Genomic DNA, 12085 nt, shown 5'->3' with positions numbered 1-12085 from the left:
TGTGTCTAAATTTTTATGTTTAAAAATTGTGGTAAGAAAGCCATACATTATATAAAGGTTGCTCCCTATGGTAGTAGATGGTTAAAAATAAGTTGTCAAAACAGGTCAACTTTTTGGCTTCCCAACGCCTTATATAGTAGAAGGTATTTTTTTGATACCCACTCAAATATTTGAATGGTAGTTTTTGACTCGAAATTGTCGCAATAGTGTTGATGAACCGTTGATACTACTGGGTTCCTATCTTCGGCTATAGGAAGAGTTACAGTGTGTTGTTATTGCTTGCCATGTTTTAGTTTCCCACTGGCTACCTATTCAAATTGTTACGCTTTCGGATTCTACAGACCTCAGTCATACCAAGGGTTGAGACGGTACTTTTTTTAAAATGCTCGCATCCCTTGTGGCTCTAAGGGGTGTAAATCTGCAATAAGGGAACCCGATTATTAATCGGATGTGCAATTCAGTGTATATGTTTATGTGCCAATAAACCCCTAGTTATACACTGATAGTAATGTCTGATTGTTTTTATTTTCATAATAATTTCTCCTCGTACTAGTTTATTTCTCCTAGTTTTCTAGTACGGTCGGTTGTGAGACCGATAAGGCATACTTTCGTGGTTGTAAGTGTGTCTTTAGGTTTCATACCTTTATATGATTGGTTGTCATATTATAGGTTCCTCTTAAGGGGCTAGTGCTTGTCACACTGGCTCCTTTTTCTAATACATATAAACGTAATACAAAATATATACATACCACCAATATAAAAATGAAATGGAGTGTTTTTAATGGCTGAAATTACAAGTTATGCATACGGTGATTTACGAGAGTACATGAAGAATACCTATAAAGCGGTTGCAATCGCTAACGCTACAGCAGAAGTTAAACGATATACAAATGTTGATATCACTGTTGAAGGCGGAAAGGTTAAATATAAGGTCTTAGCAGACAATACAGACGGTTCACTAACTGGTAAGAAAGTAGACCGATTCAAGATTTACAAAACTGGTACTTCTACAGATGTTATTGCAGAAGATACGTTTGCAGTATTCACTTATGAGAACAATAACGACACATTAACTATTGAAATTGAACTAATCATTCCTTCTGTGTAAGGGGTGGTTAGATGTTTGGTCAAGGAACTTTACAAGACCCATATATCATTTCTACTCCAGATGATTACAAGGAGATATTCCTACAACTGGATAAGCATTTTAAGTTAGGTAATGATATAGATTTCACTGGCTACGATTTGTCATCGTTCAATATCACAAGACAATTTACTGGTTCTATTAATGGTAATGGATTCACCGTTAAGAACGTCAACTATCAACATCTTAGTAATGTTGGTATGGTGCCTCATTTGTATCCTAACGCAGTATTAAAGAATATCAGTTTTCAAGATATCAATCTATCAACTGCTACTGGTGCTACATCTCGTGCCGTTGCTATTGTTGGCGATGTAAGAAGTGCCACACTAGAAAACGTAGAATTTGTTAACTGCTCTGTAGACGTTGGAGAGAATACTCCTATTGCTTCTATAGTTCGTAATCTTACAGGAACATTCAAGGTTAAGAACATTAGGATGATTAATGTAACAGTTAAAGGCGGTACTGGTAATACTGGCTTCTTCTCATCTGTCAATACTGCTGTAGCAGGTTATTCTTTCTCAGATGGTGTATTCACTGGTAAGTTTACAGGACAATCAGCAGGCGTTAAGTCAGACGGTATATTCGGTCATATTCCAGATGGTTCGCTATTCTTCTACAAGGTTTATGTACTTGATAAGGATTTGCCACAATTTGACCATTCAAAAGGGTGTGCTACTTATGTTACAGATGCACAGTTAAAAGACCCAAACCAGATACCTTTATCAACTGATTGGAATCACAGTTCTGGACAGTATCCAACGTTAAAAATCTTTAGCGGTGACACTGGTAAACAGATTACTGTTAGAGGCACTATCAAAGCGAAAAAAGGTACTGTATCCGCTACTAGAGGTAGAGGAAAGGCAATATCTAAAACTGTAACAGCAAGGAAAGCAGTTACAAAGGATTCACTACATTATTCTACTAGAATGTTCGTTACTGCTAAGAAAACTATCGTCACAGTTAATACGTATAAAGTTAGATTGAAGAAGGTTAACTCTACTTTCAAGTTAGGTAAAGCGACAACGAACTATAAGTTGCTGAGAAATGTTTTAAGGTCGTTTCCAATTGACTTAGGACGTGTAACGCTACTCAGTAATGTTGTCTATCCTTCATTGGGTAACGTGCCTGTTTATGCTTATACGGGTATTATAACAGGTCGCTCAAATACCGAGTGCAGAACAACACAATCTAGTATCTATAGAATATTGTAAGGAGTTGATAGTATGTCGAGAGTTTTCAGAAATGATACAGCGAGATTAATAGTTGAGTTTAGAGATTACAAAGGCAATACAATCAAGCCAATGAATATATCTTTAACTATATATGATGAACGTGAGAATGTGATTGTCACAATCGAGTCATCTGGGATTAAGCAAGAAGACAATTTACGACTACACGCATAGTAGTAGGGACAATTACATTTTTGAGTTCAAAGGGATGTATGAGAACTTACCAGTGCTGTGTAGACAATTTGTAGAAGTAGCATTTGTTTAACTATACGAAAGGGGAATCTATCCTATGGAAAACCAAGAAGAGTTAGAAGTAGTAAATACAGAAGGTGAACAAACACCAGAGCAGGCGACTAATGAACCTGTTGAGGAAAATGTTGCTGAGAATTTAGAAGAGCAAGCGAAGGCACAAGAGGGACTAGATAATGACCTAGAAACTCAGAAGCAGGAAATTGCACAAATTAAGGCACAGTTAGAAAAACAACTATTCGATGCTCAGTTAAAAGAGCGTGGTCTATAAGTATTCGCAGATATTAACCGTTTAGGCGAGTTAGAAGGTACTGACAAGTTAGATTATCTACAGTCGGTTGTTGACGCATTACTTGCTAAACACTCATATAAGCCATTAGCAATGAATGGTGAAGCGGTTGACGCTGTACAAGAGGCATTATCAAAAGGTGACGTTCAAACTTCGATTGGTCACAAGTTTAAAAACTGGTTTGGCAAATAAGAACTAGTTAAATATAATCACACAAATATAATGGCTATTATGCCCAAAGGAGAAATACATTTATGTTTAAAAGTAATGATTTCCAAGCAGTAGAAACTATTAGCGTATCAGCAGAATTAGCAGTATTAGCACCACAACAAACGCCACTTACAACTCTATTAATGAGTAAAGGTAACTTCGAGAATGCGTCTTCTACACTATTCCAATGGTTAGAGAAAAAGTTATCAGCAGATACAGATTTTGACCTATTAGAAGGGGCGGACATTACTAAGTTCCAAGAATCTCGCCGTCGTACATTAAGCAATGTTCAACAAATCTTTGCTCGTGCGGTTGCTATCTCTGGTACAGCGGACGCTATGAAAAATGGTCGCTTCACTGAGGAAATTCAAGACCGTTTACTAGAAATGAAGTTAGAAATTGAGCGCGTATTAATCAAAGGTATCTTTGACGATGGCTCGACTGGTAACCCTCGTAAAATGAAAGGTTTAATTAATTGGATTGAAGCAGGTAACAAGATTACTTACACAAACAATCCTACTAAATTAATCAAAGAGGGTATGGAGAAATTATTCACAGCAGGCGTTAACGGTGGAGAGTTCTATCTATTAGCATCTCCTGCTTATAAAGAAATGCTTGACGATGCATTAGCAGGCGTTACAACTTACACACAAAAAGAAACTACTTTCGGTTCTCTAGTGTCTGTATACGTAACTAACTACGGCAATGTTAACATCATGGTTTCTCGTGACGTAGGTAAGCAAGAAGCGATTCTATTCAACGATTCTTACATTTCACTGGCTCCATTACGTGAAGCACAAGTTGAGGCACTTGCTAAAACAGGTGACTCTAACAAAGCAATGGTAATCGCTGAAACTACATTACGTGTAGGTTCTCCAAATGCTCTTGTATTACTAACTGAGGAAGCAATTCAAGAATAACTAAGGTATGAGGGGGTTTATCCCTCTCTTACTTTTATTTTTTGATTCAAATATTTGAGTGAAAGGATACCTCTACATGGAACTACTAATTATGAGACGTAAAAAGAAAATCACGCTTAAGGAATTGTCGGAGTATATAGGTTGCTCAATTTCACTACTATCATTACATGAAAATGAAAAGGTAGCACTAGACACAATCAAACTACAGAAATATAGACAATACATCCTAAACAAATAATAGAAGAAGAAAGAGGAACTCAATTAATATGATGGACACAACTTTATACAACCAGTTTCCAAAATGGAGTAAAGAAAAACAAGAAGGTTACTTCGTAGTAGGAACTGATGACCTCGACTCACAAGCAAGTATATCTATACTCAACCAAGTATTCGGGTATGAGCAAAATTGCTATGTAACTAGAGAGGGATTCTATATGATTAATAGAGATATACGTAAGCATATCGCTGTTGATTTAGCGTTGCATGGTGACAGAAAATGTTATGATAATCATGTCACTATGAGCGATTGTAACAGTCCTATTAACCCTAACAAACGTCATAGCAAATACAAATCAACTGCTGAGTATTGTAATGCTCCGCTAGAGTATTGGTTATTAGAGAAAAAGGAAACAGGTAGGGATGACTTAGACCGTCCTATCTATAAGGAAGAATGGAAATTGAAGCGGTTAGAGTATGCAGTACAGCGCAAGGAAACTAATATCAGTGTCGATTCAAACCAAGCAATTAACTTATTCGATTATAGATATGAATTTAGAATTAGGGATATAAAAGAGAATGTGGAAATCTATACGACAAATACAGAGATACGTGTTAATGGTCACTGGTTCAAAGTAATAGAGGCGAGACGGCTTAAGAATGGACTCTTGAATGTTTCCGTAAAAGATTCGAGTGCGCCTAATGGATTCCCAAAGGACAGATAATTATATTCGTAGTGAAATCCCAAACTAGAAGCGGTTGTTGAGCAATTACCCCAATTAAAAAAATCGTCAAATTACCTATTTTGATTACACACACGCGAAAAAATTGGACTATTTCGGACTCTCTACTTATTAAATGTTAATCAGAATACCTGACCGCCATAATTGGTCGGTGGCTGAACGTACTAATAGTACATGCAGATAGGAATAATTTTCCCGACAGATTAGGAAAACTTCCACGACTAACTGAGGGAAACAATCCTTACCTCAGACCTAAACAATGTTTAGGTGCCTTATCTGATGCAAACATTGTATGCATGAGGTCTCCACAAGTGGGGAAAGGTAGTAGCAAATCACGACCACCTTACAAGGGTATCTAAATTAAAGACACCAGATATGAATCATGCGTAAACAATCCTTACGCATTGAAGGCGATACTATCGCACTCAGGTCAAAATCGTGAAATGTAGATGCTGACGAAAAGATGAACTCAACAATCCTTAGTGCAGGTCAAATGTAAGTAAGATGTTAAACTCAGTAGATGAAGAAGAAAAAGGTCTCCGCTTAATAAGCGGTGATAATCGTCCGAAGAATTTCCTTACAGAAGATGGACTATATGAATGCAAGTAGAATGATTAAAAATGTAGACGTAGACGAATGTATTACCACTCGTCATAATAAGACGACTACCTCATCCTTACATTATAAGGGTCAGATTCGAGAAACAATTTTTGACGACTAGCAATATTAGTCGTGAAATGTGGTTCCTTACAGTAGACGAGAGCGAAAAGGCACTATATACAATGTATAGAGTGGACGGAAGTACTCATGCAATTACGTAAAAAATAGTAGAAAATGTACTCTACTTATCAGGTGTTTAGATATGGTTATTCTCCACTAGTATAGGTTTATGTTTCCATATATAATGGATTATGGAGAAAGGTGTGGAGAAATTGAAAGTGTCTAATAAAATGAAAGTAAATATTATTATTTGTCTAATAGGTGTTATCTTTATAGGTTACTTTACAGCAAAACAGTATATTAAAGTGAGTAATTGTATGGAATCATCCGGAGATGGGCTGTTAGAGCAGGAAAGATGTTACCGCAATCAGAGTAATAAACACGAGGTAGAAGATTGGGAGCAATACAAGCGAGATATGAAAGAAGCAGAGTTTAAACATGACCTATACAAAGAAGCAGAAAGATTACAAAGAGAAGGGCGCTAAGTAGCCCTTTTTTTATTTTGGGTGTTTTCGTAAAGACTGTTGCTCTTCAGCGGAGCAGTTTAGTTGAACAAGAAAAAGTAGAAGGTGACTTTAAACAGAAATACCAAAGTGAAACTATAAATTTCATAACTATTATTTAATGAATATCTTAAAGAAAATGTTCAGCAAGGAAGGAGGAATCTTGCTGAACATTAATTTAAATATGATGAATAATAATTTTATTAAAGGTTGGATATTTTATTAATTAATGAAATCTTGAGGAACACATTCACGAACACCAGCATTTCTCAAGGAGTTAAATAATGCTGCACCGATTCTTAATAAAACATTGTTATCTGTTCCATTTTCTAAATCATAAATTACGTAGTATGCATTATCTACTGTAAAAATACATTTTCGTTCTAATTTAAATCCAGGTGGTACAGTTGGAAGTTTAATAACTGGTCGAATCACAGGTGTATCTCCTTCATCTCTGATAAAGTTGAAAGTTTGTTGGTCAATCTCATAGATATTAACTGGGTCAATCTCTACACCTTGGGCTGGAATTGTAATTTCATCTTCAACTAATAGGAAAAAGCGTTCGTTTCGAAAGTTGAAAAGACTTCTTGCTCCAATTTCAAATGATGCCATTTTATATTCACCTCCTCTTCTAACAACATTTTATTCATATCGAATATAGTTGTTTGGACAAAAAGGAAGGTGGAGTGAAGATATAGTAAATATTATTTTTTCAATACGTATAATTAGACATGTTGTTTCTAGACCGAAGTCAATCCTATAGGGTACTTTTAAGTAAAGAAACTATAAAAAGGGTCACTTGGGATAGGAGTGACCCTTAGTAACAAGATTCGGAGTGTAATGCTATGGTTTATGCATAGATAACCTCCGTATCCAATTTGCATACGCAGATTCACACAAGGGTTAATTTTTGCCTTACAAAAAAAACTACCTAACCGAAACATTTTACAGCGGTCATGTTCGGGAAAATTAGAATAATTAATAGGGTTATCTCATTAATTTGGGATAGCCCTTTTTGTCTTTTGACAAATACTAGAATACATATTACAATTTAAACCAGAAATACAAAAGGAATATCTACTCTACATGAATTAGTGTGTTAAATTACAATTTAATATTAATAAATAATAGGTGCGTTTATCTCTTGATAACGCCAAAAGGGAAGTCGGTGCAAATCCGACACTGTCCCGCAACTGTAAATGTGAGCGACTTTTCATAGACCACTGTTTAACGACGGGAAGGAGAAAAGTAGCGATGATCATGAGTCAGGATACCTGCCTATTATGAGTACACACCATAACCCTACGAGGAATAGGAGGTGGCATGTTGACAAAACAGAATGCTCTGTTCGTCACTGTACGTCAAACGCCTAGAAAAGAAGGTATTAGACATCGAGCTAATTCTTTCATATTTGGGCATTGTTTGACATTATATGATGAACGAAAAAGATAGAATGAAGGATTTCCTCGCGTTAATGGGAAATCCTTTTTTTACTGATGACTTCCGTTTTGAAAATATGTACGAAAAGAGGATGCACATATGACGAATATTCATGTATGTACAGCACAGGAATCACAATATTTAGATATGAAAATTTGTAAGCAGCCCCGCACTGAAGTTACTAAAAAAGCTACAACAAGAATGGTTATAGAATCACTTGTTGATCAATTAATAGCTAGCAAACTAATTAGTAATGAACGATTATTTGAGCAAATTTTATATAACAAAGATATTATTTGGATACAAAATGAAAGTTTTAATGGGCACCTTTTTGCAAAGGCGAATATAACAGATCAGCTTAAAACAAAAACAAATAGTTTTATGATGTATATGCCGACAAATCCAATTGTCTATGAGGTGAATGATGAGCATTATCATTTAATTACACGCATTGACTCGACTCGTGCAAAACCAAATTTAGAGCGACTTTCCCATGCTCCTAATCCAATATTAAGTGCTGCCCGGGTCAATGATTTATTGTGCTCGATAGTAATGCGCTTTTATGAAACATATTTAGAGGATTTATCACAGGTAGCTCATAAAAACAAACAACTGATTAATTTTGTAGAGCGCGAGTATCATCAATTTTTAAAAGCTGTGAAAGAACTAAATGAATATCATTTAAACTGGCACCCACGTGGTAACGGTCATGAACTATTGCTGGAATTAATTGATAATTTACAACTTTTGAAAAGTCGACCTGGCAAGGTTTTAATTGATTTTTCTAATTCCCATAGCTACATTGTTGTGGACCCTTCATATCACATTGTCAAGCCAGCGCAGAAAACAGTACAAGCTTTGTGAATTAAATTCGTGCTGGGTGAAGATGGATACTCGCGGAAGGAGAGCAAATACTCGCGGAAGGGAGTAGAATATTCGCGGAAGGGAGGGAATACTCGCGGAAGGAGAGTAAATACTCGCGAAAGGGAGTGGAATACTCGCGGAAGGAGAGTAAATACTCGCGAAAGGGAGTAGAATACCCGCGGAAGCCAGAATACCCGCTGAAGGAAGTCAAATCCCCGCAATAGTATAGTAAATCCCCAAGAAACATAAAAAAACAGGACAATGATTCTAACAAATCATGTCCTGTTTTTATGATTTCAGTCAATACAATGCATCGCCGCCTCTGCCTCATGCCATGGGACGGAGTAACCCTTGCCTTTTGCACAAAAAATACTAGAAGATGTATATTCGGGGTCGGCGTTTTTATCGTAGCCAATTTGTGCAATAATGTCTTCTGTATTGTGACACACATCATAGCCATCAAATTGTAGAGAAAGTACGCCTTTACCATTAGTGTAGGCGGCAAAGGTTGTGCTGTAGCTCATGAATGTTGCGACAGGGGCACGACCAGTTATAATCGCATCATGTTCAGTTAAGATTGGCGCATCAAATGTACCAGCAGCTTGTTGAATATCGGTCATCATGCGGCCAATAAAATCACTTGGAGCTTTAAGTTTAAAGCGGTAATACGGCTCCAGTAATACATTTTCTGCTTGCTCCAGCCCTTGCCGTAATGCACGGAATGTTGCTTCTCGGAAATCGCCACCATCTGTATGTTTAATATGGGCGCGTCCTGTTAAGAGAGTGAAGCGAATATCTGTCACGGGGAATCCTGTTAATAGCCCATGATGATCGCGCTCGAATAGATGTTTTTCAATGAGTCGTTGGTGCCCAACCGATAAATCATCCGCATGACATGCATTAACAAATGTGTTGCCAGTACCGCGGGTATTTGGCTCCATCAATAAATGTACTTCTGCATAATGCTTTAAAGGTTCAAAATGACCATAGCCGGTCACGGTTGTTGCAGTCGTTTCCATATATAAAATCTGTGGTTCGCTAAATGAAATGTCTAGTGAGAAGCGTTTGTTAAGCACATCGATAAGAACCTCGAGTTGGATGACACCCATAATATGTACATGAATTTCTTGGGATTTTTCATGCCATAGCACATGTAATGATGGTTCTTCTGCTTCAAGTGTGCGGAAAATTTTTAGAACTTCCTTTATATGCTGATCGCCTTCATATTGTACTTTTGCCTGCAAAGTCGGTACTAACTCATAGGGCTGCGGGTTACCTGAATAACCAATGATATCGCCGATGTTTGCTTCGCTAATCCCTTTTACTGCGAAAATCTCTCCAGCCTCGACCTCTTGTGCTGTTACATAACGGCTGCCATTGTTTAGCCGAATCTCAGTCACTTTCTCGGTTTCATCTCCAAAAGAAATTTCATCACGCACATGTAACGTCCCTTGCAATGCCTTAATAAAAGTTAAACGTTGATGCCCATCATGACGAATTTTAAAAACTTCACCTTGGAACGGAGCATTGTTATTAAAATGTGTTTTTGTAAGTAGAGGGAGCTGTGCTAAGAATTCCTTTATTCCAATATCTTTTAAAGCAGAGCCAGAAAAACATAGGAAGGCCTTTTCCTGTTTAACCATCGTTTGTAAATGAGTAAGGCAGTTAGAGCTATCTAAAGTCTCATTAAGAAAAGCATCGAGAAGCTGCTCATCACGTTCAGCAAGCCACTCCATCACGTGAGTTGAAACATAATCCGAACGGAGCGGTTCATCTACGAATAATACATCCTCAGAACACTCCTTTTGAAGCTTTGTCATAACGGCCTCAACATTTGCCCCTTCACGATCAATTTTGTTAATAAAGAAAAAGGTTGGGACGTGATATTGGCGTAAAAGTTGCCACACTGTTTCCGTATGACCTTGGAGTCCTTCAACCGCACTAACAATAATTATGGCATAATCCATAACCCGAATGGCACGTTCCATCTCTGGAGAGAAATCTACGTGTCCGGGTGTATCGATTAACGTATATGTATCATTCCCAATCGTCATGCGACCTTGCTCTGCAAAAATCGTAATGCCTCGCTGACGCTCCAGCTCATGATTATCTAGAAATGTATCCTGGTGATCCACTCGTCCACGTGCTTGAATACTGTTTGTATGAAAAAGTAACTGCTCAGAAAATGTTGTTTTTCCTGCATCCACGTGAGCGAGTACCCCGATTGTTACATGCATAAAAAAATCCTCGTTTCTATTAATTCGTATATCAATATTGTAACAGAATTGGGTAGAAAAATATTTCGAATAAAGTGTTTATGTACTGGGCTATCAATATTATTTGCAACAAAATTAAATACGACGTATGGGTGCAAATTCGATGCTGTGCAGCAACTGTAAATGGGGAGTCCATAAAGATGCCACTGAAACTATAATTTTCTGATTTTTCTGAAAAAATAATGACAATAAATCTATGCCGTGATATGGTAATTAAGAAAACGTTTTCGTAAAACGTTTTCTTAAAGTGTGATCTTATAGTAATGGTAGGTGAAGATTATGAAACGATGGACCATTAAAGATATTGCGAAAAAAGCGGGTGTTTCCATTACCACTGTTTCGCGAGTGTTGAATGAAAAAGAGGAGGGAATGTCCCTAAAGACACGTGAAAAGGTACTTAAGGTAATGGAAGAGGTAGATTTCCAGCCAAACCAATTTGCTCGTGGTCTAGTTACGAAGCGATCGAAGATATTCGGATTAATCATTCCGAATATTTCTAATCCATATTTTCCTGAATTATGTCGGGGGGTGGAAGATGAAGCGAATGAAAGAGAATATAGCTTAATCATCTGTAATTCTGATGATCAATCTGATAAAGAAAAGCGATACTTACGATTATTAGAGGAACAGCAGGTAGATGGTATCATTTTTTCGGCAAAAGATTATTTGGAGCCATCGGATGAAGAGCAATTATCACGTGCAAAGATTCCTTTTGTTCTCGTTGATAGAGGAAAGAATGAAAAAAAACATTCCAGTGTCTATATAGATAATGATAAAGGTGGATATTTAGCAGGAATACATTTAGTAGAACTCGGTCATAGGAAGATAGCATGCATGATTGGACCAAGCTCTCTTTCTTTGTCTAATGAACGTTTAGCAGGTTTCAAAAGAGCGCTGTCTGAATCAGGCGTTGAACTTTTACCATCACATATTATTGAAGGGGATTTTCAGATGGAAAAGGCATACCAAAAGTCCAAAGATCTCCTGAGGAAAAAAGAAGTGACGGCTATATTTGCCTTTAATGATGTAATGGCATTCGGTATTTACCGAATGGCTCACGAGCTTGGAATTCATATACCAAAGGATTTATCCATCATAGGCTTTGACGACATTCCGTTAGTATCTGCATTAATGCCAAAGCTTACTACAATTCGTCAGGATACTTATCTTATGGGGAGGGAGGCAGTAAAGCTATTAATACAAAAACTTGAAAATAACGAAACGCAATCTGTTATGTTTAACCCGACTCTGGTAGTACGTGAAAGCACTACAGCACCATAAA

12 protein-coding genes and 1 riboswitch are annotated in these 12085 nt (G+C 37.1%); of the genes, 10 read left to right on the top strand and 2 right to left on the bottom strand.

Features of this window, described 5'->3' with window-relative positions:
* The first annotated feature begins 781 nt into the window (after positions 1 to 781).
* The 7 genes from ACIQ7T_RS22855 to ACIQ7T_RS22825 all read left to right on the top strand — a co-directional run bounded on the left by ACIQ7T_RS22855 (position 782) and on the right by ACIQ7T_RS22825 (position 6205).
* The gene (locus tag ACIQ7T_RS22855) at positions 782 to 1108 is read left to right on the top strand and encodes a hypothetical protein (protein ID WP_370078907.1); all 327 of its coding nucleotides are present in this window, start codon (positions 782 to 784) and stop codon (positions 1106 to 1108) included.
* Between the two features lie 137 nt (positions 1109 to 1245).
* Entirely contained in the window at positions 1246 to 2355 is a 1110-nt protein-coding gene (locus ACIQ7T_RS22850; protein WP_402873833.1) for a hypothetical protein, read from the top strand.
* 12 nt (positions 2356 to 2367) lie between these two features.
* A complete protein-coding gene (locus ACIQ7T_RS22845) occupies positions 2368 to 2547 on the top strand; it encodes a hypothetical protein (RefSeq protein WP_402873830.1) in 180 nt (59 codons plus the stop codon).
* A gap of 115 nt (positions 2548 to 2662) precedes the next feature.
* The gene (locus ACIQ7T_RS22840; RefSeq protein WP_402873827.1) at positions 2663 to 2893 is read left to right on the top strand and encodes a hypothetical protein; all 231 of its coding nucleotides are present in this window, start codon (positions 2663 to 2665) and stop codon (positions 2891 to 2893) included.
* 272 nt (positions 2894 to 3165) lie between these two features.
* Complete coding sequence (locus ACIQ7T_RS22835; RefSeq protein ID WP_402873824.1) at positions 3166 to 4041, top strand: SU10 major capsid protein; 876 nt, start codon at positions 3166 to 3168, stop codon at positions 4039 to 4041.
* Positions 4042 to 4307: 266 nt separating this feature from the next.
* Entirely contained in the window at positions 4308 to 4982 is a 675-nt protein-coding gene (locus ACIQ7T_RS22830; protein WP_402873821.1) for a hypothetical protein, read from the top strand.
* Positions 4983 to 5938: 956 nt separating this feature from the next.
* Positions 5939 to 6205 carry a hypothetical protein gene (locus ACIQ7T_RS22825; protein WP_370078895.1) on the top strand — a complete coding sequence of 89 codons (267 nt, stop codon included), beginning with the start codon at positions 5939 to 5941 and terminating at the stop codon, positions 6203 to 6205.
* Between the two features lie 240 nt (positions 6206 to 6445).
* On the opposite strand, the gene ACIQ7T_RS22820 is transcribed toward ACIQ7T_RS22825, so the two are convergent.
* Positions 6446 to 6835: a spore coat protein gene (locus ACIQ7T_RS22820; protein WP_370078893.1), complete on the bottom strand. Its 390-nt coding sequence runs from the start codon at positions 6833 to 6835 to the stop codon at positions 6446 to 6448.
* Positions 6836 to 7335: 500 nt separating this feature from the next.
* A riboswitch (cobalamin riboswitch) is annotated at positions 7336 to 7519 on the top strand.
* Between the two features lie 30 nt (positions 7520 to 7549).
* Between ACIQ7T_RS22820 and ACIQ7T_RS22815 the strand changes: the two genes are divergently transcribed.
* Both ACIQ7T_RS22815 and ACIQ7T_RS22810 read left to right on the top strand, forming a co-directional pair.
* Positions 7550 to 7675 carry a hypothetical protein gene (locus ACIQ7T_RS22815; RefSeq protein ID WP_370078891.1) on the top strand — a complete coding sequence of 42 codons (126 nt, stop codon included), beginning with the start codon at positions 7550 to 7552 and terminating at the stop codon, positions 7673 to 7675.
* 87 nt (positions 7676 to 7762) lie between these two features.
* Positions 7763 to 8527 carry a hypothetical protein gene (locus ACIQ7T_RS22810; protein WP_402873816.1) on the top strand — a complete coding sequence of 255 codons (765 nt, stop codon included), beginning with the start codon at positions 7763 to 7765 and terminating at the stop codon, positions 8525 to 8527.
* A gap of 296 nt (positions 8528 to 8823) precedes the next feature.
* Here the strand turns inward: ACIQ7T_RS22810 and ACIQ7T_RS22805 are convergent, their stop codons facing one another.
* Complete coding sequence (locus ACIQ7T_RS22805) at positions 8824 to 10764, bottom strand: GTP-binding protein (protein ID WP_402873813.1); 1941 nt, start codon at positions 10762 to 10764, stop codon at positions 8824 to 8826.
* Between the two features lie 318 nt (positions 10765 to 11082).
* Between ACIQ7T_RS22805 and ACIQ7T_RS22800 the strand changes: the two genes are divergently transcribed.
* Positions 11083 to 12084, top strand: a complete 1002-nt coding sequence (locus ACIQ7T_RS22800; RefSeq protein ID WP_370078885.1) for a LacI family DNA-binding transcriptional regulator — start codon at positions 11083 to 11085, stop codon at positions 12082 to 12084.
* Position 12085: the final 1 nt, after the last annotated feature.

Source organism: Lysinibacillus sp. NPDC096212, from assembly GCF_044763105.1.
Classification (GTDB): Bacteria; Bacillota; Bacilli; order Bacillales_A; family Planococcaceae; genus Lysinibacillus.
Note: the sequence above shows the minus strand (reverse complement) of the source record. Positions and strands in the feature narration are given on the sequence as shown.

Coding starts and splice junctions, on each gene's coding strand:
- ACIQ7T_RS22855 (WP_370078907.1), top strand. CDS start 782: ATGGCTGAAATTACAAGTTATGCATACGGTGATTTACGAGAGTACATG.
- ACIQ7T_RS22845 (WP_402873830.1), top strand. CDS start 2,368: ATGTCGAGAGTTTTCAGAAATGATACAGCGAGATTAATAGTTGAGTTT.
- ACIQ7T_RS22840 (WP_402873827.1), top strand. CDS start 2,663: ATGGAAAACCAAGAAGAGTTAGAAGTAGTAAATACAGAAGGTGAACAA.
- ACIQ7T_RS22835 (WP_402873824.1), top strand. CDS start 3,166: ATGTTTAAAAGTAATGATTTCCAAGCAGTAGAAACTATTAGCGTATCA.
- ACIQ7T_RS22830 (WP_402873821.1), top strand. CDS start 4,308: ATGATGGACACAACTTTATACAACCAGTTTCCAAAATGGAGTAAAGAA.
- ACIQ7T_RS22820 (WP_370078893.1), bottom strand. CDS start 6,835: ATGGCATCATTTGAAATTGGAGCAAGAAGTCTTTTCAACTTTCGAAAC.
- ACIQ7T_RS22810 (WP_402873816.1), top strand. CDS start 7,763: ATGACGAATATTCATGTATGTACAGCACAGGAATCACAATATTTAGAT.
- ACIQ7T_RS22805 (WP_402873813.1), bottom strand. CDS start 10,764: ATGCATGTAACAATCGGGGTACTCGCTCACGTGGATGCAGGAAAAACA.
- ACIQ7T_RS22800 (WP_370078885.1), top strand. CDS start 11,083: ATGAAACGATGGACCATTAAAGATATTGCGAAAAAAGCGGGTGTTTCC.